Origin of the sequence: Paractinoplanes rhizophilus (assembly GCF_042664765.1) — a bacterium.
Lineage (GTDB): Bacteria > Actinomycetota > Actinomycetes > Mycobacteriales > Micromonosporaceae > Actinoplanes > Actinoplanes rhizophilus.
In genome coordinates, this window is sequence record NZ_JBHTBJ010000015.1 from 38,728 (window position 1) to 58,941 (window position 20,214).

At 72.9% G+C, this 20,214-nt stretch carries 20 protein-coding genes, 1 tRNA gene and 1 pseudogene; 6 read left to right on the top strand and 16 right to left on the bottom strand.

Annotated elements, in window-relative coordinates; all coding sequences use genetic code 11:
* Positions 1–21: 21 nt before the first annotated feature.
* Positions 22–648 (bottom strand): TIGR03086 family metal-binding protein, encoded by a 627-nt coding sequence (locus tag ACFQS1_RS21040; RefSeq protein ID WP_378970878.1) that lies wholly within the window; start codon positions 646–648, stop codon positions 22–24.
* A gap of 180 nt (positions 649–828) precedes the next feature.
* Complete coding sequence (locus tag ACFQS1_RS21045) at positions 829–2,661, bottom strand: cobyrinate a,c-diamide synthase (RefSeq protein WP_378970880.1); 1,833 nt, start codon at positions 2,659–2,661, stop codon at positions 829–831.
* A 121-nt stretch (positions 2,662–2,782) separates the two neighbouring features.
* Here ACFQS1_RS21045 and ACFQS1_RS21050 point away from each other — a divergent pair, with 121 nt between their 5' ends.
* Both ACFQS1_RS21050 and ACFQS1_RS21055 read left to right on the top strand, forming a co-directional pair.
* Positions 2,783–3,766, top strand: a complete 984-nt coding sequence (locus tag ACFQS1_RS21050) for an SURF1 family cytochrome oxidase biogenesis protein (RefSeq protein ID WP_378970883.1) — start codon at positions 2,783–2,785, stop codon at positions 3,764–3,766.
* A 46-nt stretch (positions 3,767–3,812) separates the two neighbouring features.
* Complete coding sequence (locus ACFQS1_RS21055) at positions 3,813–4,427, top strand: hypothetical protein (RefSeq protein ID WP_378970885.1); 615 nt, start codon at positions 3,813–3,815, stop codon at positions 4,425–4,427.
* A 77-nt stretch (positions 4,428–4,504) separates the two neighbouring features.
* Here the strand turns inward: ACFQS1_RS21055 and ACFQS1_RS21060 are convergent, their stop codons facing one another.
* From ACFQS1_RS21060 to ssb, 10 genes are all read right to left on the bottom strand, one after another.
* Complete coding sequence (locus tag ACFQS1_RS21060; RefSeq protein WP_378970887.1) at positions 4,505–6,055, bottom strand: ATP-dependent DNA ligase; 1,551 nt, start codon at positions 6,053–6,055, stop codon at positions 4,505–4,507.
* Between the two features lie 84 nt (positions 6,056–6,139).
* Positions 6,140–6,436 (bottom strand): hypothetical protein, encoded by a 297-nt coding sequence (locus tag ACFQS1_RS21065; RefSeq protein WP_378970889.1) that lies wholly within the window; start codon positions 6,434–6,436, stop codon positions 6,140–6,142.
* Between the two features lie 53 nt (positions 6,437–6,489).
* On the bottom strand, positions 6,490–7,959 hold the full coding sequence (locus ACFQS1_RS21070; RefSeq protein WP_378970892.1) for an FAD-dependent monooxygenase: 1,470 nt from the start codon (positions 7,957–7,959) through the stop codon (positions 6,490–6,492).
* Positions 7,960–7,974: 15 nt separating this feature from the next.
* On the bottom strand, positions 7,975–9,327 hold the full coding sequence (locus ACFQS1_RS21075; RefSeq protein WP_378970894.1) for a dipeptidase: 1,353 nt from the start codon (positions 9,325–9,327) through the stop codon (positions 7,975–7,977).
* 18 nt (positions 9,328–9,345) lie between these two features.
* Entirely contained in the window at positions 9,346–10,401 is a 1,056-nt protein-coding gene (locus ACFQS1_RS21080) for a M48 family metallopeptidase (protein WP_378970896.1), read from the bottom strand.
* Positions 10,398–10,970, bottom strand: a complete 573-nt coding sequence (locus tag ACFQS1_RS21085) for a uridine kinase family protein (protein ID WP_378970899.1) — start codon at positions 10,968–10,970, stop codon at positions 10,398–10,400. The genes ACFQS1_RS21080 and ACFQS1_RS21085 overlap by 4 nt, the downstream gene beginning before the upstream one ends.
* Positions 10,971–11,002: 32 nt before the next feature.
* Positions 11,003–12,532, bottom strand: a complete 1,530-nt coding sequence (locus ACFQS1_RS21090; RefSeq protein ID WP_378970901.1) for a cobyric acid synthase — start codon at positions 12,530–12,532, stop codon at positions 11,003–11,005.
* Positions 12,529–13,470 (bottom strand): cobalamin biosynthesis protein, encoded by a 942-nt coding sequence (locus ACFQS1_RS21095; RefSeq protein ID WP_378970903.1) that lies wholly within the window; start codon positions 13,468–13,470, stop codon positions 12,529–12,531. The genes ACFQS1_RS21090 and ACFQS1_RS21095 overlap by 4 nt, the downstream gene beginning before the upstream one ends.
* 29 nt (positions 13,471–13,499) lie before the next feature.
* Positions 13,500–13,949, bottom strand: coding sequence for a hypothetical protein (locus tag ACFQS1_RS21100; RefSeq protein WP_378970905.1), 450 nt, complete (start codon positions 13,947–13,949; stop codon positions 13,500–13,502).
* A gap of 93 nt (positions 13,950–14,042) precedes the next feature.
* On the bottom strand, positions 14,043–14,765 hold the full coding sequence (gene ssb, locus ACFQS1_RS21105) for a single-stranded DNA-binding protein (protein ID WP_378970907.1): 723 nt from the start codon (positions 14,763–14,765) through the stop codon (positions 14,043–14,045).
* Between the two features lie 144 nt (positions 14,766–14,909).
* On the opposite strand from ssb, the gene ACFQS1_RS21110 reads away from it, so the two are divergent.
* From ACFQS1_RS21110 to ACFQS1_RS21120, 3 genes are all read left to right on the top strand, one after another.
* Complete coding sequence (locus ACFQS1_RS21110) at positions 14,910–15,929, top strand: alpha/beta hydrolase (RefSeq protein ID WP_378971156.1); 1,020 nt, start codon at positions 14,910–14,912, stop codon at positions 15,927–15,929.
* Positions 15,930–15,946: 17 nt separating this feature from the next.
* Positions 15,947–16,019: transfer RNA gene (locus ACFQS1_RS21115), tRNA-Arg, on the top strand.
* A 179-nt stretch (positions 16,020–16,198) separates the two neighbouring features.
* Complete coding sequence (locus ACFQS1_RS21120; RefSeq protein ID WP_378970909.1) at positions 16,199–16,351, top strand: hypothetical protein; 153 nt, start codon at positions 16,199–16,201, stop codon at positions 16,349–16,351.
* 4 nt (positions 16,352–16,355) lie between these two features.
* Here ACFQS1_RS21120 and ACFQS1_RS21125 read toward each other — a convergent pair whose 3' ends face one another.
* The 4 genes and pseudogenes from ACFQS1_RS21125 to ACFQS1_RS21140 all read right to left on the bottom strand — a co-directional run bounded on the left by ACFQS1_RS21125 (position 16,356) and on the right by ACFQS1_RS21140 (position 18,852).
* Positions 16,356–16,481: a hypothetical protein gene (locus tag ACFQS1_RS21125; RefSeq protein WP_378970912.1), complete on the bottom strand. Its 126-nt coding sequence runs from the start codon at positions 16,479–16,481 to the stop codon at positions 16,356–16,358.
* Between the two features lie 59 nt (positions 16,482–16,540).
* Positions 16,541–17,071: a hypothetical protein gene (locus ACFQS1_RS21130; RefSeq protein WP_378970914.1), complete on the bottom strand. Its 531-nt coding sequence runs from the start codon at positions 17,069–17,071 to the stop codon at positions 16,541–16,543.
* Between the two features lie 115 nt (positions 17,072–17,186).
* Positions 17,187–17,786 (bottom strand): annotated as a pseudogene (locus tag ACFQS1_RS21135) (ATP-binding cassette domain-containing protein); the annotation flags it as partial.
* 4 nt (positions 17,787–17,790) lie between these two features.
* Complete coding sequence (locus ACFQS1_RS21140) at positions 17,791–18,852, bottom strand: ROK family transcriptional regulator (RefSeq protein WP_378970916.1); 1,062 nt, start codon at positions 18,850–18,852, stop codon at positions 17,791–17,793.
* 90 nt (positions 18,853–18,942) lie between these two features.
* Here ACFQS1_RS21140 and ACFQS1_RS21145 point away from each other — a divergent pair, with 90 nt between their 5' ends.
* A complete protein-coding gene (locus tag ACFQS1_RS21145; protein ID WP_378970918.1) occupies positions 18,943–20,199 on the top strand; it encodes a DUF1479 domain-containing protein in 1,257 nt (418 codons plus the stop codon).
* Positions 20,200–20,214 lie beyond the last annotated feature (15 nt).

Genomic DNA, 20,214 nt, shown 5'->3' on the forward strand with positions numbered 1-20,214 from the left:
GGGCGACGGACCGCCGGAGCGCTAGGCGGCCGGGGCCTGGGGCTGCCGGCTGCGGCGGGGCGGGCGCCAGGCCGGGTCGCGGCCGGCCAGGGCCAGGGCCTGGTCGAGCAGGGTGGGCTCGTCGTCGGTGGGGACCGGCGGCTCGAACACGCCGGGGGCGCCCGCGGGCGGGGCCTGAGCCAGGAACTCGATCAGCACCTCGAGGGTGCGCGGGTCGGCGAAATACTCCTGGCCGGTGGCGCGAGCCAGGTCCCAGCTGTGCATGATCAACTCGTTCATGGCGACGATGCCGAGGGTGGCGGCGGGCATGGTCACGCCGCCGGCCCGGGACGTGCCCGTCCAGGACGCCGGATCCTTCCACGCGGTGGCCAGCTCTTCGAGGAGGACGGGCAGGCGGCCGCGCCAATGGCGGGAGAGGTGCTGGGCCGACGGCGGCGAAGGCGGCTCGGCGGTGCCGGGCGCGTCGGTGCGTTTGCGGGCGGCCTGGGCGAACGCCTGGGCGAGGACCATCAAGTGATCGAGCAGGGCGGCGACAGTCCAGTCCGGACAGGGGGTCGGGTTGGTCAGCTCGGTGTCGTCGACGCCCAGCAGAAGCGCTCGCAGTTTACGAACCGGCGGGTCGAAATCCAGCGGCACACGATCGGCCACGGTCGTCCTCCTTCGGGTCGTCGGTGTTGAACCCACGTTACGGGTGGGGTACGACACTTTCGCGTTCAACGAAGGCCGTTTTCACGGCAGGACGGTTTTCCGATCGTCGATCTTCCACGGCCGGCGACGAAGGCCACCCCGTCTTGCCCGGCGAGCCCCGGCGATCGATGACGGCCGAGGTCAGGACGCGGTGATGTCCGCGGTGTCGGAGAGGTCGGCGGCGCCCGCGATGCCCGACGCGGGGATCGGGCCGGATGCCGGGTCCGGGCCGCCGGGCACCGCGCCGGAGCCGGGCGCGGGCGGGCGAGGCTGACCATGCGGCATGCCCGACTGCGGCTGGTAGGGCCCGTGCGGAGAGGCGGGTGAGGCCGGCTGCGCGTACGGCACGGGGTAATCCTGCGACGACTGCCCGGCGTAGTCGTGAGCCATCGCCTGGGGTGGGTATTCGTGGCCGACGGCGGGCGAGGACGGCTGGTCGTGGGGCATCGCCGACGATGTCGCCAGCGCCGCGGCCGGCATCGACACGGTCGGCGGCTCCTCCGGATCCTGCGGGGCGGACATCGGCGGCATAAGGGGTTGGGTGTGAGCCTGGGAACCGTGCGCCTGAGCGGCGTGCGGCTGGGGGCTGTGTGGCTGCGGGTTCTGCTGCGGGCCGGGCGGGCCGACGATGGCGGCGGCGACCACGCGCTTGGCGATCTCGGGCGCGGCCGCCCAATGCAGGCCCAGGTGGGAGGCGTGCACCTGCCGCCAGACGAAGCCCTCGGGGTTGCCGCCCGACCAGGTCCAGGCCGGGACCGCGCCCGCGCGCGGTGTGATGATCGCGCGGTGCTGCTTGTACCCGGTGATCCGGGCGCCGGCCGGCGCGAGCGGGGACGTCGTGGGGGCGGTCGCCTCGCGGTAGCCGGCCACGGTCTGGTCGCCGGTCACCGCCGACGCGTCGAGCACGGCACACATCGGCCGGCCGTCGAAGTCGCGGCCCAGCCACGGCAGGGCCACGCCCTCCGCGACGACCGGCCAGCCGTCGTGGGCGAACTTGGCGACCGCGTTGCACAGCCGCCGGTTCGCGGAGAGCTCCTCGGCGTACCCCTCGGGCAGGCCGGCCCCCACGACCAGCGCGCGCGTGCCCGCCGGCAGCGACTCGTCGCGCAGCGGATCGATCACCGCCACGTCGGCGCCGGCGGCCGTGAGCAGCTCGGCCGTCTCGACGTACGTGTAAGGAGCACCCGGACCACCGGCCAGCGCGACAATCGGACGTTGGTCGAAGACCTCCCCGCCCACCGCGTCCCCGGGGGTCCAGATCGGGCCGGGAAGGCCCGGCGCGGAGTTGGCCAGACCCATCAGGCGGTCGATGTCGAGGCCGGCCAGCACCGCCTCGCCCAGCCGGCGCACCGCGCGGATCGCCTCGACCGTGCGATGCGCCACCGGCACCGGGCCGTGTGACCGGGCGGGCAGCACGTTCGGCAGGTCGCCGCGGTGCAGCGCGCCCAGCACCGGCATGCCGATGTCGTCGAGCGCGGTGCGCAGCATCTGCTCGTGGCGCGGCGAGGCGACCCGGTTGAGGATGACCCCGCCCAGGTGGACCATCTCGTCGAACATGCGGAAGCCGTGCACCAGCGCGGCGATCGAGTGGCCCATCGCGGCCACGTCGACCACCAGCACGACCGGCGCGCGCAAGCTCGCGGCGACCGCGGCCGTCCCGTCGATCTCGGGCTGACCGGTCAGCGAGTCGAACAGGCCCATCGCGCCCTCGATGACCGCGAGCTGCGTGCCCGAGGCGCCGTGCTGGAAGAGCGGCGCGATGCGCTGCGCGCCGACCAGGCGAGGGTCGAGGTTGCGGCCGGGACGACCGGCGGCCAGGCCGAGGTACGCGGCGTCGGTGTGATCCGGTCCGACCTTGAAGCCGGCGGCCGGGATCCCGCGCGCCACGCAGGCCGCGAGCAGCCCCACGGCGATCGCGGTCTTGCCGTGCCCCGAGGACGGCGCGCTCACGACCAGACGAGGCTGAGCGCTCATCGTGTTCCCCCCACGCTCCAAATTGCTACCCCCAGGCGACCGCGCACGTGAACAGGGCCGCCGGTCAGGCACAGTACCCGGCCTGAGCGGTCGCCGCCCGGTGGCCGGGTAGCCTCAGAGCGTGTACCGGTTCCTGCTGACGCCGCGCTGGCTTGGCGCGGCCGCGCTGGCCGTGGTCGCCGCCGTGATCATGGTCATGCTCGGCAACTGGCAGCTGCGCCGGTACGAGGAGCGCAGCGCCATCAACGACCGCATCGACGCGGCTGATTCGGTGCAGGCGGTGCCGCTGACCTCGGTGCTGACCACCCCGACCGCGGCCGGGACGGCGGGCGCTTCGCCCGGCAAGGGCCTGGCCTGGACAAAGGTCACGGTCGGCGGCCGGTACGACGTCACCCACGAGATCCAGGCGCGCGGCCGCACGGTCGACGGCGACGTCGGCTTCGAGATCATCACGCCGCTGGTGCTGCCGGACGGCACGGCGGTCCTGGTCGACCGCGGCTGGGTGCCGGCGCCCCCGGGCGGCGCGGGGGCTGCGCCGGCGGTGCCGGCCGCCCCGAGCGGCGACGTCACGGTCGTGGGACAGGTGCACCTGTCGGAAAGCCGACCCACGGCGATCGAGCACCGCAACGGCCGCCTGGACACCCGCCGCGTTTCGGTCACCCGCCTGGCGGGCGAGATGCGCTACCCCGTGTACGGCGCATACGTGCTGCTCACCGAGCAGACGCCGGCGAACGATCCGGCCTTCACCCGCATCCCGATCGACCACGAGGACGCCTGGCAGAACGGCGGGTACGCCGTGCAATGGTGGCTGTTCGCGGGGATGGCGTTGATCGCGTTCGGCTGGCAGGCGCGCAAGGAGGCCCAGATCCGTTCGGGGTCGGGCTCTGGGTCGCGGTCCGGCTCGGGGTCGGGCTCGGCCGGCGCTCCCGCGAAGCCGCGGGTGAAGCTGAGGGACCGGGTGGCTGAGGCCGATCGCCGCCGCGAGGCCGCGCGCATGGAATCGCTGCGCGCTCCCGTCGACCGCGTGGAAGAGGCCGACCGCAAACGGGAGGCGGATCGCCGGCAGGAGGCCGCCCGCCAGGCTGCCGGCGGCGACCCCACCTGAGCGACAGCGGCTCGCGACCGCGGGCGGGTCCGACTAGGGTTCCGGCATGACCTCCTCGCCGAGCGACCCGTGGGGCAACTCGGGGGTGCCCGACCCGACGCAGCCGCTCAGGCCGACCCAGCCGTCCGATCCGACCCAGCCGTTCGGATCGACGCAGCAGCCCGACCCGACCCAGCCGTTCGGGCCGCCGGAGCCCTATACGCCGCCGTCGGGCGGACCCGTGGCGCCGGAGCCCTATACACCGCCGCCGGCCGGTCCCGTGCCGCCGCGTTCGCTGTTGCCGGCGCCCGGGCCGGTGCCGCAGGATCCCGGCCCGGTGATTCTGCAGATCGCCGAGATCTCGGTCACCTCCACCACGGTGTTCACGCCGACCGGCGACATCCCGCTGGCCGGGTCGCAGTGGCAGGTCAACGACTACTGGTTCGCCCAGCAGCGCATCCCGAAGTGGGCGATCGTGCTGGCGATCGTCGGCTTCTGCGTGCTGACCATCTTCAGCCTGCTGTTCCTGCTGGTGAAGGAGACGGTGATGCAGGGCACCGTGCAGGTCACGGTGACCAACGGCACCCGGCAGTACGTCGCCCGGATCCCGGTCACCGACCAGGCCGCGGTGACCGCCATCAACCAGCAGGTCAACTACGTCCGGACGCTGGCCGCCCTGTAGTCGGCGCGTCAACCACCGCGCACACCGGCCGCCTTTCGGTCGGCAGGTCGACCACGTCCCACCTGGCGGCCCTGGGGTCACGGCGTGGGATAGCCGCCGATCGTGCGGACCGTCTCAATCGTGTCGGCCTCGGACGCCGGCTTGTCGTCGCGGTAGCGGAGGACCCGCGCGAAGCGGAGCGCCACGCCGCCGGGATAGCGCGGCGAACTCTGGACGCCGTCGAAGGCGATCTCGACGACCTGCTCGGGGCGCACCTCGACCACCCAGCCGTTGTCGCTGACCGCCAGCTCCTGGAAGCGAGCCGTCTGCCAGCGGAGCAGCTCGTCAGTGAGGCCTTTGAAGGTCTTGCCGAGCATCACGTAGCCCCCGGTGGCCGGGTCGAGCGCGCCCAAGTGGAGATTGGACAGCCAGCCCTTGCGGCGGCCGTGACCCCACTCGACGGCGAGAACGACCAGGTCGAGGGTGTGCCGGGGTTTGACCTTGACCCAGGCCGAACCGCGGCGGCCGACGTCGTAGGGAGCGTCGATGGCCTTGACCACGACGCCCTCCTGGCCGGCCGCGATCGCGGCGGCGAAGGCGGCGGCCGCCTCCTCTTCGGTGGTGGCGGTCGAGCGGCCGACGTTCAGCTCGGCGGGCAGGGCGTCGGCGAGGGCGGTCCAGCGCACCCGGCCGGGCTCGTCCAGCAGGTCGACGCCGTCGAGGTGGAGAAGGTCGAAGAAATAGGGAACCAGGGCCGGCGCGGAGGGAGGCGTAGTGGCGGCGGCGGATTTGCGGGCGCCTCGGGTGGCGGCGCGGCTCGACGTCTCCTGGAACGGGCGGGGGCGGCCGGCCGCGTCGAGTGTCATGGCCTCGCCGTCCAGGACGGCCTCGCGGATCGGCAGCTTGCGGACGGCAGCGACCACCTCGGGCATGCGGGCGGTGATGTCGTCGAGGCTGCGGGTGAAGACGGCGACCTCGTCGCCCGACCGGTGCACCTGGATGCGGATGCCGTCGAGCTTCACGTCGACCGTGGCGGGCGCCCCCGTGGCCAGCAGGGCGGCACCGACATCGGGGGCGCTCTGGGCGAGCATCGGGGTGAGCGGGGTGCCGACCCGCAGGTGGATCGCGGCGAGCGCGGCGGCGCCGCCGGTGAGCGCGGCGACGGCGACCTGCTTGAGGTCGCCCGACAGCAGCAGGGCGCGCCGGACGGCGGTGAGCGGCACCCCGGCGGCCTTGGCGATGGCGTCGGCGAGCAGGCCGGCCTGGGCGCCCTGGCGCAGCTCGCCGCCGAACAGGCCGATCAGCAGGCGCTGCTCGTCGGCGGTGGCCGCGCCGAACAGCGCGGCCAGCAGGTCGCGCCGGCGGGCCTGCGAACCGGCGCCGGACACGACCGAGATCTCGGCGATCGCGGCGTCGACCCCGCCGACGGAGAGGGTGGGCTCGGCCGCGGGCGGCGGGCGGTCGCGCAAGCTGGCGTAGCCCACGCCGGTCTGCCGCTGGCGCAGCTCACCGGCGAGGAACGCCGAGCCGGCCGCGATCTCGTCGGGGTCGAGCCGGCGGAGGGCATCGGCCAGGAGCTCGATCTTGGCCTTGCGCCCGGAGGTGGCACTCACGGCGGCCGAGGTGGCCGCCAGGTCAAGGAACCGCACGGACCTATCCTGGCAGCCACCTCTGACATTTTTGCGGTGAAGAAGCTCCTGCGACCCGACCCCCGGGTCGTAGAGCGGGGGACATCAGGCGGCGAGCGGCTCGGCGATGCGGAAGCCGCGGGCACGGACGGCGTCGGCGACGCGGGCGACCTGCGCGTCGAGCTCGCAGAGGGTCTGGGAGATCTCCTCGAGGTGTTCGGTGAGGGCGGAATCGTCCCAGCCGGAGACGTCCACGTCGTCGAGCGCCCGCACCGCGGCGCGCATGCGGACGATGGACTCCAGCCGATCATGGGAGCGAAGCCGATCGATGGCGTTGCGCGGCCCGACGGGCATCGGCCGCACCAGGAGGGTTACCGAGGCAGGCACATCATTCGAACGCATGTTCGAGATCCTAACAGGATCGGCGACCCCGCCGCACCGGGCAGCGGCCCGATTCACCCCGTCATCAGCGGCGGGAAAACGCGCACCGCGTCGGCCGGATCGGCCTCGGCGGCCACGAAACCGTCGGGCCGGACCAGATAGAGCCGCCCCGGGCGGAGCGGGGTCGCGGGGGCCGGCGGGAAGACGTGGACGGGCACGCCCAGGTCGGGCACGTCGGCCGCCTGCACCCCGCCGTACGCGTGAATTTGCCAATGCAGCGAGCGCAACGCGGCGAAATTGTCGCCGGCCCACGGCAGACGCCGGCCGACCACCGGATCCCGGCGGCCGCCCGATGAGCCGGGCGTCATCCAGTAGTGGATGCGGATCTGGGAGATGTATTGGAAGAGGCGGGAGCCGCCACGGGTGTTCGGCAGGGCCCGGATCGCGATCGGCGCCACCAGCGGGACGACCATCCGGCGGGCCAGGCGCGCCCACGCGGTCTGCGCGGTGACACCGGCGAAGATGCGGTCGGTCGTGGCCACCAGGCGCTTCGCCACCGGGCGGCGCTCGGCCTCGTAGCGGTCGAGCCAGGTGTCGCGGCGCCGGCCCTGGAGCACGTCGGCAAGCTTGAACGCCAGGTTGTGGGCGTCCTGCAGGCCCGTGTTCATGCCCTGCGCACCGACCGGCGAATGCACGTGCGCGGCATCGCCGGCCAGGAAGAACGGCCCGTCCCGGAACGCGGCGGCGATGCGGTGGTGCACCCGATATGTCGCGAACCAGCGAGACTCGTGGTAGGTGACGGCGAACTTGCGCAGCCGCGGGACGACGTCCTCCTCGGCCAGCTCGCCGTCCCCGTCCTCGTCGCGGACCAGGCCGATCAGGCGCCACGAGCCGCGGCCCTTCATCGGGAAGGCCAGCATGAAGTCGGCGCCACCGGGGCGGACGTTGACCGCGCCCTCGACCAGCCCGGCCGCCCCGAGCCCGTCGAGCACGTAGAAGCGGTGCGGGTTGGTCGTGCCCTCGAACGGGATCCGGCGGTGCTTGCGGATGGCCGAGCCGGACCCGTCGCAGCCGACGCAGAAGCGGGCGCGGACGGTGTCGTTGCCGACCTTGGCCTCGACGCCGTCATCGGTCTGGGTGACGGCGGTGACCGCCGTCTCCCAGCGCACGTCGACGCCGAGCTTCTGGAGGCTCTCGTAGAGGATCTCCTCATTCCGGCTCTGTTCGAGGACCATCAGGTACGGGTACGGCGTCACGCCCCGGCCCAGCGGACCGATCGGAATCCGGCCGAACGCACGGTCGAGATAGCCGGGCGCGAGAGCGTCCGCCCGCTCCGCCGCGGCCAGGACCAGGTCGCCGAGGCCCAGCTGGTCGTAGATCTCGAGGCTGCGGGCCTGGACGACCAGCGCCCGGGACTCCCGGGTCGGGCCGTCCTTGCCGTCCACCACGATCACGTCGACCCCGAGCTTGACCAGCCAGTTGGCGAGCATCAGCCCGGTCGGGCCGGCGCCCACCACCAGCACGTCGCACGTCAGGTCGGCCATCGGCGACCCGCCTCCTTAGGTCGTGAGCGCCTCCGCGACGTTCTTGAGAAGCAGCGCCTCGGCGACGCAGCACCGCTCGAACTCGCCCAGGTGCAGGCTCTCGTCGGGGCCGTGCGCCCCGGAATAAGGATCTTCCACGCCAGTGACCAGAATCGATGCCTGCGGGAACAGCTCCTGGAAGGTGGCGATGAACGGGATGGACCCGCCGACCCCCATGTCGATCGGCGCGGCGCCGTCCCAGGCCGAGGTGAAGGCGGCGCGGGCCGCGTCGTAGGCCGGGCCGGTCGCGTCGATCACGCACGGCGAGCCGTCGCTCTCCAGTGTGACCTCGACCTGGGCGCCCCACGGCACGTACTTCTCCAGGTGGGCGCGGACCGCCGCGTACGCCGACTTGGGATCGTCGCCGGGCGCCAGCCGTACGCTGATCTTGGCCTTGGCGGTGGGCTGGAGCGCGTTCGCCGCCTCGAACGTGCGCGGCGCGTCGATGCCGAGCACCGAGATGGCCGGCTTGGTCCAGATGCGGTCGGTGATCGTGCCGTGGCCGATCAGCTTGACGCTGTCGAGCACGCCGCCCTCGTGCCGGTACCTGTCCTCGGGGTAGTCGACGCCGGCGCCCTCGCGGCCGACCAGGCCGTCGACGGCCACCTCGCCGTTGTCGTCGTGCAGGCTGGTCAGCAGCCGGGAGAGGACCATCAGCGCGTCCGGGAGCGGACCGCCGAACATGCCGCTGTGCACCGCGCTCTTGAGCACCTTGACCTCGGCGAACAGGTTGACCAGGCCGCGCAGCGAGGTGGTCAGTGCGGGCTTGCCGATGTCCCAGTTGCCGGAGTCGGCGATCACGATGACGTCGGAGCGCAGCTCGTCGCGGTGCGCGGCGATGATCTCGTCGAGCGAGTCGGAGCCGTACTCCTCCTCGCCCTCGACGAAGACGACCACGCCGACCGGCAGCTGGTCGCCGAAGGCGCGCAGGGCGGCGACGTGGGCCATCACGCCGGCCTTGTCGTCGGCGGCGCCGCGGCCGTAGAGCCGGCCGTCGCGCTCGACCGGCTCGAACGGGTCGCTCGCCCAGAGCGAGAGGTCGCCGACCGGCTGCACGTCGTGGTGGGCGTAGAGCAGCACGGTCGGCGCGCCGGGCGGGGCCGCCTTACGGCCGATCACGGCGGGCTGGCCGCCGTGCCGGACGACCTGCACCTCGAGGCCGCAGCCGCGCAGCAGCTCGGCCACGGCCTCGGCGGACCGGTCGACCTGGGTGTGGTCGAAGCCCTCGAAGGCGATCCCGGGGATCCGGACCAGCCGTTCCAGGTCGGCGCGGACTCCGGGCATCTCCCGCGCGATCGCGGCGCGCAGATCGGTTTCGTTCAAGCTCATGAACCGATCCTATGGTGTCTAGCTGTCGGTTTCCCCGTCGCGGCGGCCCCGGCCGGACGCCCAGCCGCGGGCGCCGCGCACGGCCGATCCGGCCAGGTCGCCGGCCCCGTCGCCGACCTTGCGCAAGAGGTTGGCCAGCGGGTCCTGGGACGTCGTGAAACTTTCCCGGTACGACGCCGCGGCGGCCTTCACGTCGTCGGACACCGACGCGTCACCGTCCGAGTCGCGGCGCGGATAGTCGCCGCCCAGGATCCGCGCGTACTCGCCGGAGTCGATCCATTTGCGCAGCTCGGCGGCGCGCGCGACCGGCACCGGGTGGGTGGCCCACAGGGTCAGGCCGATCTTGTGGACGCTGTCCCGGAGGTCGCCGCCGCTCTCGTACTCGGCGGCCTGCTCGAGGAACGCGGCCGTGTCGATCTGGGAGAGGTCGCCGCCGCCGGCCAGCTTCATCAGCAGCCGGGTCGAGGCGGCCGGGTCCTGGCCGGCGAGCAGGCCGGCACGGTCGGCGGAGAGCTCGGCCTTGCGCCACCACTCCAGCATCGCCGCGATGATGGCGCGCAGCGCGATCGCGCCGATCGGCAGCCAGGCCAGCGAGACCGTCCACCGGGTGAGGATCATCATGATCGTGCGGTAGACCGAGTGACCGCTGCGCACGTGGCCCAGCTCGTGCCCGAGCATGGCGCGCAGCTCGTCGTCGTCGAGCTTCTCCACGGCGCCGGTGGTGACCACGATGAACGGCTTGTCCAGTCCGATCGCCTGGCCGTTGATCATCGGATCCTGGGTCACGAAGATGTCGGGCAGCTCGGCCACGTCGAGGGTGGCGGCGGCCTCGGTGAAGCGCTGGTAGACGCGCGGATACTGCCGGTGGTCGACGCGGATGGCGCTGGACAGGAAGGCCAGGCGGAAGCCGCGCTCGTTCCACATCCCGAAGAACGCCTTGATCATGTCGTCGAAGCCGCGCAGCTCGCGCAGGGCGGTGAGCGCGCCGCGGTCGGCGGGGTGCTCCCACGCGCGGGAGCTGATCCCGGTGAGCGTGACCCGCCGGCGTACCGGACGGCTCTCTTCGTCGGTCATGGTCCCACCCCGTCTCCCCGCTCCCGCAGCAGCGTGAAGCGGTCGTCGCCGGTCGTCGCCTCGCCGTCGACGATCAGGTCGGCGGCGGCGCGCGTGTCGTCCTCGGCGAAATGCCGGTCCTCGGCAGCACGCCACCGCTCAAGGTACGCCCGGAACGCAATGCTGTCGTCTCCGTCGCGCGCCACAGACCGGCGCAGCCGCAGGTCGGAGGGCGCCACGACAAAAACGGCGAGACTGAGCTCGGGACGGATCTCGCGCCTGGCGGCGCTGACGCCTTCCACGAGTACGGCGGGAGCAGGGTCGACGCGGACCGGAGGGCCGGCGAACTTCCCGAGGTGCCATTGGTAGCGCCGGTAGGTGGCGGTCTCGCCGCGCCGCAAGGGGCCGAGCACCTGGCGTTCGAGTCGTTCCCAGAAGGTGAATTGATCGTCCCAGCCGTCGAGCAGGTCGTCGGTGTGCACGACCGGGGCGTCGAGCTGCTTGGCCAGCCGGAGGGCGAAGGTCGTCTTGCCGGCGCCGCTCGGCCCGTCGACCGCGATGAGCCTGGTCGCGCCCAGCCGCGGGGCCATATGCCCGATTTCTCGCGCTAATTCTTCATATCTCATGGCGCCGCTCCCGGGGGCACGAACGGCAGGCCCCTGGTCGGACCGTGCTCGATCAGCCGCCACAGCGCCTCGGTGTCGAGATGCTCCTCGACCAGGTCGCCCAAAACGTCAAGAGCCTTTTCCCGTACGGCGGCGAACCGCGTGCCGGGAGCGACGGTGAAGCCGTGCCGGCCGGCCTGCGCCGCCGCCATGGTGAGGAAACGTCGCCGGAACTCGTCGTTCTCGAAGGCGCCGTGCCAGTGCGTGCCGTAGACGTTCTTCAGCGCCGCACCCTCCGGCCGGCCGTCCGCGTATCGCAGCAACGGCGGTGGCGAACCCCGGGTCACCACGCCGTGGTGGATCTCGTAGCCGCTGACCGGCGCGCCGAGCCCCTCCCCGGCCGGCCGGGCCAGGGTCTTGCGCGCCGCGAAGGTGATGCCGATCGGCACCAGGCCGAGCCCCTCGACCTCGCCGCTCCCGCTCTCCACCTCGTCCTGAATGCTCTCGGCGAGCATCTGGAAACCTCCGCAGATGCCCAGCAGCGGCTTGCCCGCCGCCACGTGCTTCTTCAGGGCGGAATCCAGGCCGATCTGCCGCAGCCAGTCGAGGTCGCCGACCGTGGACTTGGATCCCGGCAGCACGACCAGGTCGGCGTCGGCGATGTCGCCCGGCTCGATGGTCAGCTGCACCCGGACGCCCGGCTCGGCGGCGAGCGCCTCGGCATCGGTGGCGTTGGAGACGCGCGGCAGCCGGATCACCGCGACCCGCAGCCACTGCTCGCCGCGGGGCGGACCGGGCCGGCCCAGCGTGCGGCCGTAGGCGAGCGAGTCCTCGGCGTCGAGCCAGACGTCGAGGTGGAACGGCAGCACGCCGTGCACGGGCCGCCCGGTCACCGACGTGATCATGTCGAGCCCCGGCCGGAGCAGGCCGGCGTCGCCGCGGAACTTGTTGATCACGAAGCCGGCGACCAGCGCCTGATCCTCGGGGCTGAGCAGCGCGAGCGTGCCGTGAAAGGCGGCGAAGACCCCGCCGCGGTCGATGTCGCCGACCACGATCGTGGGCAGGCCGGCGTGGCGGGCGAGGCCCATGTTGACGAAGTCGCCGTCGCGCAGGTTGATCTCGGTGGGGCTGCCGGCGCCCTCGCAGATCACCGCGTCGTACTCGGCACGCAGCTCGTCGAGGGCCGCCCAGGCGGTCGCGGCGAGCCGCTCGCGCATCGACCGGTAGTTGTCCCCGGTGACCGTGCCGACCGCCTCGCCGAGCAGCACCACCTGGCTGGACCGGTCGCTTCCGGGCTTGAGCAGCACCGGGTTGAACCGGATGTCGGGCGGCAGCCCGCACGCCGCGGCCTGCATGGCCTGGGCGCGGCCCAGCTCGCCGCCGCGGCCGTCGGGGCCGACCACGACCGCCGAGTTGTTCGACATGTTCTGCGCCTTGAACGGCGCGACCTTGACGCCCCGGCGGTGCAGCCACCGGCAGATCCCGGCGGTGACCACGCTCTTGCCGGCGTCGGACGCGGTGCCGGCGACCAGCAGGCCGCCGCTCATCGCGGACCCCGCCGGCTCAAGGCCAGGCCGGCGGCGATCAGAGTGGCGGCGGCGCCGACCGCGCCCGAGACCCGTGCGGCGCGGCGCAGGTGCACCGCCGCCGGTCGTGGGCCGTCGCCGAGGAACGGGCGCACCTCGCTGCGTCCGAAATAGACGTTGCGGCCGCCGAGGCGTACGCCGAGCGCGCCGGCCATCGCCGACTCGCACTGCCCCGCGTTGGGCGACGGATGGTCGTTGCGGTCGCGCCGCCACACCCGCAGCGTCTCGCGCGGCGAGCCGCCGGCGATGGGCGCGACGGCGATGGTGAGCAGGCCGGTCAGCCGGGAGGGCAGCAGATTGAGCGCGTCGTCGAGCCGGGCCGCCGCCGTGCCGAACCGCTCGTAGCGCGGCGACCGGTGGCCGACCATCGCGTCCAGCGTGTTGGCCGCACGGTAGGCCAGCAGGCCGGGCAGACCGAGCAGGCCGCCCCAGACCAGCGGGGCGACGACCGCGTCCGAAGTGTTCTCGGCCACCGACTCGACCGTGGCCCGGGCCAGCTCGGAACCGTCCAGGGTGGACGGATCTCGGCCGCAGAGGTTGTTGAGGCGGCCACGGGCGGACGGCAGGTCGCCGTGGTCGAGGTGACCCGCCATCAGGCGGGACTCGCGGCGGAGCGTGCGGCCGCCCAGCACGGTCCAGGTCGTGGCGGCCACCAGCGCCGCCCGCGCCGCCGGGTGCCGCCGGGACGCCCGCGCGGCGGCGAGCCCGGCCAGCGCGGGCCCGCCCACCGCCAGCGCGGTGAACGCCGCACCCGACCGGCGATCGGGCCGGTACAGACGGCGCTCGAGCGCCCCGGCCGCCGCGCCGAAGCCGGCGACCGGATGGAACCGTCGTGGATCGCCGAGCACGGCATCGAGCAGATAGCCGGCCACCAGACCGGCGGCGTCCGCGGTCGCCATGTCTCAACCCCCGTTGGACGAAATGTGCCTTATGGGCACAGATTGCACACCCAGACCCGGCGTTCCGACACGCCGGACCGGAACGGCACGGGCTCGGGCTGGCCCCAGACGAGCGCGCCGGGGGCGCGGTCCTCCAGGAACTCGGCGACGATCGCGTGCAGGTCGCTCGTGACGCGGTAGGGCGCCTCGAACGGCAGCTTGTCCTGCCCGCGGGAGCCCGTCGAGCAGCGCAGCTGCCCGGCGTCGCCGTCGTGCCAGACGTAGAACGTGGCCGGCCCGGCGTACGGCATCGCGGACACCTGGTCGCGTAACAGCTCGGCGGTCTCCTCGAACGCGGTGACCACCTCGTCGGCCGACAGGCCCATGCGCTCGTGCGGCGGGGCGCCGAACCAGCTGGTGTTGGCGTGCTCGGCGTCCTGGTCGTGCGGCGCGAGGACCAGTGTCTCGCCCGCGATCGCGCGGATCTCCTTCAACAGCACGGAGCCCAGTGTGCCCGGCCCACCCGGGGCCGGGCCAACCGGGCGGTCAACCCCTGTGCGGACGACCTAACTCGAACAGGGGTTGACCAGCGATCAGGCCGCGACCGGCTCGCGCTTGGTCCGGCGGGTGCGCCGGGTGACCACCGGCTCCTCGGCGACCAGGCGCTCCACCTCGATGGCGAGCTCCTCGTCCGAGCCGGATCCGGGCCCGTCGGCCGGGCCGGGCTCGGGCTTCGCGGCGGGCTCGGGCCCGGGCTCGGCGGCCGGCTCCGGCGTGGCGGCCGGGCCGGGCTCGGCGGCCGGTGCGGGCTCGGCGAAGGTCGGTGCGGGCCCGTCGGGCACGCCGTCGCCGTACGCGATGGGGGTCTCGCCGACCGCAAGCGCGACCGTCTGCTCGCCCGCGACCAGCGTTTCGCCCTCGGCGTCCTCGATCTGCGCGGCGCTCGTGCCCGTCCGGGTGCGGAAGAAGCGGGCGCGCCCGCGGGAGAGGTCATGGCCGATCGCCGACGCCTCCATCTCGTACGAGACCCGGTGGTTGCCGCCCTCGTCCTTCCAGTCCCGGGTGTAGAGCCGGCCCTGGACCATCACCGGGTCGCCCACGGTGATCGAGGAGGCGACCCCCTCGGCCAGCCGCCGCCACGCGACGACGCGAATCCGCAGGTTGTTGCCGTCGATCCATTGACCGCTCTCCTTGTCGTAGCGACGCGCGGTCGAGGCGACCTTGAAGTTGGCGACGAGCGTGCCGGTGGTCGGGATGCGGCGCCACTCCGGGGTGGTGAGCACGTTGCCCACGAGCGTGATGGTGGTGTCGAACACAGGTCCTCCTGATTCGGGAACGGGTGAGGCGGCGAGCATGCTCCCGACCCGTACGCGATGGAGGCCTTGATCTTGATTTTTGGGGACGAGGGCCGACATGTGGATTTCGCCAAGCGGGCCTGTTGATCTGATATGCCTGATCGTGTGGAGATCGACGTGCTGGGGCCGCCCTACGAGAGGCACACCATCGACCTGGGCAGCGACGACGAGGGCGCGGTGATCGCGACGCTGGTGCGCCGCCGCGCCGACCGGCCCACCCGCCGGGCGGTTCTCTACGTGCACGGTTTCGTCGACTACTTCTTCCAGACCCATCTCGCCGACTTCTTCGTCGAGCGCGGCTGGGACTTCTACGCGCTCGATCTGCGCAAGTACGGCCGCAGCCTGCTGCCGCACCAGACGCCGAACTTCGCCCGCAGCCTCACCGACTACTACCCCGAGCTCGACGAGGCGGCCCGGATCATCCGGGCGGTCGACGGCCACAACCAGATGCTGGTCTGCGGCCACTCCACCGGCGGCCTGATCACCTCGCTGTGGGCGCATTCCCGGCAGGGCCGCGGCCTCGTCGACGGCCTGTTCCTGAACAGCCCGTTCTTCGACTTCAAGCTGCCCTGGCTGGTCAAGCGCCCGCTGATGGCCGCCCTGGTCGGCGTCAACGGCCGCACGCCCTACCGCAAGATCCCGACGTCGTCGCCAGGGTTCTACGGCAAGAGCCTGCACACCGACCACCGTGGCGAGTGGACGTACGACCTGGCCTGGAAGCCGATCACCGGCTTCCCGGTGACCGCCGGCTGGCTGAACGCCATCCGGCGGGGCCAGCAGCGCCTGCGCGCCGGCCTCGGCATCGACGCGCCGATCATGGTGGCCTGCTCGACGCGTACGTACCGGGGCCGCGTCTGGTCGGAGGACGTCCGCCTCTCCGACGTGGTGCTGGACGTCGACCACATCGTGCGCTGGGCGCCGAGACTCGGCCCGCGCGTCACGATCGCCCGTTTCGACGGCGGCGTGCACGACCTGACCCTTTCCGGGCCCGAGGTGCGCGCGGAGGTGTTCCGCGAGCTGGCACGCTGGGTGGACGCCTTCGTGCCGCCGCCCGGCACGCCCGAGATCGACGTGCCGAGGGCGCCCGAGGACAAGACGGACGACAAGTCCCAGGCGACCGCCTAGTATGTGGCTGCCAGCCAGCGCTCGTAGCTCAGCGGATAGAGCAACGGACTTCTAATCCGTCGGTCGCAGGTTCGAATCCTGCCGGGCGCGCCCATGTCAACGGTCCTTCGGGGTCTTGCATTGATCGCGGAGTGGAGCCAGCCGCCCCAGGGGCGTTATCGCGCAGCGGTCCCCTCGCGTGCTTCAGCGGTTCATACCCCGGAGTCGGTCGCCGAGCACACGATGCGCGCGGCGCAGCTCGATGCGCCAAGGACGCGGACAAGCTGGAGATGCTCCTCCAAGCTGTCGAATACCGCGATGCCGGCGTTACGCGTACCGGTGGCTGGATCGACTCGGCACGCAAGGACCTCCACCTCGAAACGAGCCGCCGGATCGCCGAAGCGGCCATCACGCTGTCGCCGCTGTCCTGGCGCGACCGCTGAACAGTCAGCCGTGCAATGCGCGCCCCAGCCGAGCCCCGACCGGCGCACCCACCGCCGCGATGACCCCCGCGATCACCGGGCCGATCAGAATGCCGCTGATGATGTGGCCGCCCAGCGCGTCCCCGATCATGTAGCTGCCCACCTCCGGGTATCCGCTACCCCGGTAAGCGGCCCGATCGTACGCCCCGGTCAGCGACCACCGCTGGACCGTGAGCAGGCCGATGGTAACGACGGCGACCTGCAGCGGCGCGGCCAGGCGGCGATCAGTAGGCCGGCCCGCCGCCCGGCGGCGGCGTTGCCGGTCACGACGGCCACGCCGATCGCGACGACCAGGCATATGGCGATGGCGGCGGAGGGCAGCATGGGGGCGACGCCGGCCGAGGCCGGTCCGGTCGTGGCGTTGAGGGCGGTGACGCCGACTAGACAGAGAGCGCCGGCCGCGGCGTAGCGGATCGGGTCGGCGTGGGCGGCGGGCCGGTGCATCGCGCCGGCCAGGTAGCCGGTCAACGCTGCGGCGAGCACTGTGGACAGGACGTGCGCGCTATCGGTCGTGGCGCTGGGATGCGCGATGGCGACGGCGCACAGAACCGCGAGGAAGGTCACCGTGCGGTGGGCGACCGTCGTGGTGTGCGGGGTCGAGCGGGCCGCGCGGGCGGTGGCGTACAGGGCCAGCAGCGCGGCCAGCGTGATGAGGAACGGGGCGAGGGCGGGTACCGCCACGACGGCCACTGTGGACAGCAAAACGACGCCGGTGATGTATACGGCTGCGGTGCGCATGACGTGGTGCGGTCGGCGCGGCGGGGGCAGGGCGGCCATCCGCAGGGCAGCGGCCCGCGCCGATCGTCTGCGTGTCGACGCCGGTGACATAGACGGCGCCCTCGGCGGCCGAGGTGATCTCCGCGCGCTCGCCGAGCTCGGTGCGCAACCCCGCCAGATCGGGCGTGCGCACCAGGGTCCGCGCCGGCGCGACCAGCCGGCCCACCACCGACGCCATCGGGCCCTGCGCCACCAGCCGCCCGCCGGCGATGATGATCACGTCGTCGGCGAGGTGCTGCATTTCCGCCAGCAGATGACTGGACACCAGGACCGTGCGGCCCGCCCCGGCCAGCAGCGTCAGCAACTCCCGCAGCCAGCGGATGCCCTCGGGGTCCAGGCCGTTGGCCGGCTCGTCGAGGATCAGCACCTGCGGATCGCCGAGGAGCGCCGCGGCGATGCCCAGCCGCTGGCGCATCCCCAGCGAGTAGCCCTTCACCTTCCGGTCGGCCGCGCCGGCCAGCCCCACCAGCGTCAGAACCTCGCCGGCCCGGGCCTGCGGGATCCCCGCCGCCTGGCACAACACCCGCAGGTGATTCCGCCCGCTGCGGCCCGGATGCGCCATCTCCGTCTCGAGTACGGCTCCGACCTGGCGCGCCGGGCGCATCAAGCCGGCGTAGCGAACGCTACGAGGAAGCGGTGACGGCCGCTCGCAGCCGGTCGAGCGCCTCGGCCCGCACCCCGGCCAGGACAGCGTCCCGGCCGGCCCGCGCGACCCGCAGCGGGACCGTCCGTGGCATCCGCTCGACCGCCGCCGCGATGCCGCCGATCAGCTCCGGGCCCCAGGATCCGCCGACCACGACCTCGCTCGGGTCGGCCAGCGCGACCACGGCGGCGACCACCCCCGCGATCGCCGAGCCGATGGCCTCGCGGGCCGCGTCGCCGCTCGCGAGCAACCGCTCGACGTCGATCGCCGTGGAACCGGCCCGGCGCAGCCCCAGCTCGCCGAAGACCTCGATGAACGGCACGGCCTGCCCGCGCGGACCGGCGGTCAGCAGGTGCGCGATCTCGCCGGCCAGCCCGCCGTGCCCGCGCCGGACCTCGCCGTCGTTGACGATCGCGCAGCCGAGCCCCTCGCCCAGATAGAGATAGGCGAAATCGCGCGGGCGCCCGGGCTCGGCCAGCGCCGCCCAGTTCACGTCGTTGTCGACGACCACTTCCAGCGGCGCCAGGAGGGCGACCGGATCCAGCTCGCCCACGAGGAACGGCGAGTCGGGCAGGTGGACCAGCTTGCCGGTGGCGCGATCGACCGGGTCGGCGGCGCCGACGACGGCCAGCCGCACGCGCCGGTCCGCCGACACCTCGGCGGCGGCCTGCCGCAGCGCCTCGGCGACCTGGCTGGGCCGGGCGGGCCGGTCGATCTGCCGCGCGGCGCGCGCGACTGTTTCGCCGTACACGTCGAGACTCTCGGCCGTGACCCCGGCCGGCGCGATGGTGATCGCCAGCGCGACGCCCGCCTCCGGCGTGAGCGCGTAGTAGGAACCCACCCGGCCGCGGCCACGACCGCCCGGGGTGCGCTCGCCCGTGTCGGCGACCAGGCCGCGCTCGGTGAGCCGGCGGACGCTCTCCCCCGCGGTCGGCTTCGAGATGCCGATCTCGGCCGCCAGCTCGGCCCGGGTCAGCCGCCGGTGTCGCATCAGCGCGCGCAGCACGTGGTCATCGGTCTGCGCGCGGACCAGGGAGTCCATTTGCCAATTCTAGTGAGGAGCCTTGCCTTGAACTCGGGGCACGGCCTACAGTCCTTCAAGTAAAGAGAGCTGACTAGAAAGGGGAACGCCGTGCTGCCGCACTGGGAGGAGACACCCGCCGACCTCGGCGCCGCGACCCGCGAGATCAAGGCCGCGCTGCGCGAGCGGATCGCCGCGTCCGGCCGCACGGTCGAGGAGGTCTTCGCGGTCGTCGAGCGCCGGGTCGACAAGGCCGTCGGCGAGATCGTCGAGGCGCGCAAGCAGGGTCCGGTGTGGCCCGAGATCGAGTACGCCGACATCGCGGCCGGCACCGTGCCGCCGGCGCAGGTGGCTCTGCTCAAGAAGCGCGGCTGCCTGGTGGTGCGGGGCCACTTCGAGCGTCCCCAGGCGCTGCAGTGGGACCGCGACATCGTCGAGTACGTCGAGAGCAACAACTTCTTCGAGGACTACCGCGGCCCCGGCGACGACTTCTTCGGCAGCGTGGGCTCGAAGCCCGAGATCTACCCGATCTACTGGTCGCCGGCCCAGATGCGGGCCCGGCAGAGCGAGCGCATGGCCACGGTCCAGTCCTTCCTCAACCACCGGTGGAAGTTCGAATCCGCGGGAACTCGGTGGTTCGACCCCGACCGCGACTCGATGTACCCGGACCGCATCCGCCGCCGCCCCGAGGGCGCCGACTCGGCCGGCCTCGGCACCCACCTCGACCCCGGCACCCTCGACCTGTGGATGACCCGGGCCTACCAGCAGGCGTTCCGCCACCTCTTCGACGGCCACGTCGAGCGGTACGACCCGTGGGACGCCGCCCACCGCACCTCGGGCCCGCAGTACCCGGGCACCACCATGTGCTCGGCGTTCCGCACGTTCCAGGGCTGGACCGCGCTGTCCGACATGGACCACGACCAGGGAGTGCTGCACACCGTCCCGATCCCCGAGGCGATGGCCTACCTGATGCTGCGCCCGCTGCTGCCGGACGTGCCCGACGACGACATGTGCGGCGTGACGGTCAACCAGGTCTTTCCGGCCGGCCACAAGTGGCACGCCCCGCTGATGGAGGCGCTCTCCGGCATCCCCGACGTCAAGGCCGGCGACTCGGTCTGGTGGCACTGCGACATGATCCACAGCGTGGCCCCGGTCGAGGCCCAGAAGGGCTGGGGCAACGTCATGTACATCCCGGCCGCGCCCTGGTGCCCGCGCAACGAGGCCTACGCGGCGTCCGTGCGGGAGGCCTTCCGCAAGGGCGAGAGCCCGTCGGACTTCCCGGCCGAGCACTACGAGCGGGAGTGGCCCAACCGCTTCCGCGAGGAAGACCTCAACGAGATCGGCCGCCGGGGCCTCGGCCTGACCTAGCGCTCGCATGCCGTA

What these genes read in the sequence shown, in the direction of transcription:
- ACFQS1_RS21045 (WP_378970880.1), bottom strand. Translation starts at nt 2,661, where the DNA reads ATGAGCGCTCAGCCTCGTCTGGTCGTGAGCGCGCCGTCCTCGGGGCAC.
- ACFQS1_RS21055 (WP_378970885.1), top strand. Translation starts at nt 3,813, where the DNA reads ATGACCTCCTCGCCGAGCGACCCGTGGGGCAACTCGGGGGTGCCCGAC.
- ACFQS1_RS21065 (WP_378970889.1), bottom strand. Translation starts at nt 6,436, where the DNA reads ATGCGTTCGAATGATGTGCCTGCCTCGGTAACCCTCCTGGTGCGGCCG.
- ACFQS1_RS21070 (WP_378970892.1), bottom strand. Translation starts at nt 7,959, where the DNA reads ATGGCCGACCTGACGTGCGACGTGCTGGTGGTGGGCGCCGGCCCGACC.
- ACFQS1_RS21075 (WP_378970894.1), bottom strand. Translation starts at nt 9,327, where the DNA reads ATGAGCTTGAACGAAACCGATCTGCGCGCCGCGATCGCGCGGGAGATG.
- ACFQS1_RS21080 (WP_378970896.1), bottom strand. Translation starts at nt 10,401, where the DNA reads ATGACCGACGAAGAGAGCCGTCCGGTACGCCGGCGGGTCACGCTCACC.
- ACFQS1_RS21085 (WP_378970899.1), bottom strand. Translation starts at nt 10,970, where the DNA reads ATGGCCCCGCGGCTGGGCGCGACCAGGCTCATCGCGGTCGACGGGCCG.
- ACFQS1_RS21090 (WP_378970901.1), bottom strand. Translation starts at nt 12,532, where the DNA reads ATGAGCGGCGGCCTGCTGGTCGCCGGCACCGCGTCCGACGCCGGCAAG.
- ACFQS1_RS21095 (WP_378970903.1), bottom strand. Translation starts at nt 13,470, where the DNA reads ATGGCGACCGCGGACGCCGCCGGTCTGGTGGCCGGCTATCTGCTCGAT.
- ACFQS1_RS21120 (WP_378970909.1), top strand. Translation starts at nt 16,199, where the DNA reads ATGCTCCTCCAAGCTGTCGAATACCGCGATGCCGGCGTTACGCGTACC.
- ACFQS1_RS21125 (WP_378970912.1), bottom strand. Translation starts at nt 16,481, where the DNA reads ATGATCGGGGACGCGCTGGGCGGCCACATCATCAGCGGCATTCTGATC.
- ACFQS1_RS21140 (WP_378970916.1), bottom strand. Translation starts at nt 18,852, where the DNA reads ATGGACTCCCTGGTCCGCGCGCAGACCGATGACCACGTGCTGCGCGCG.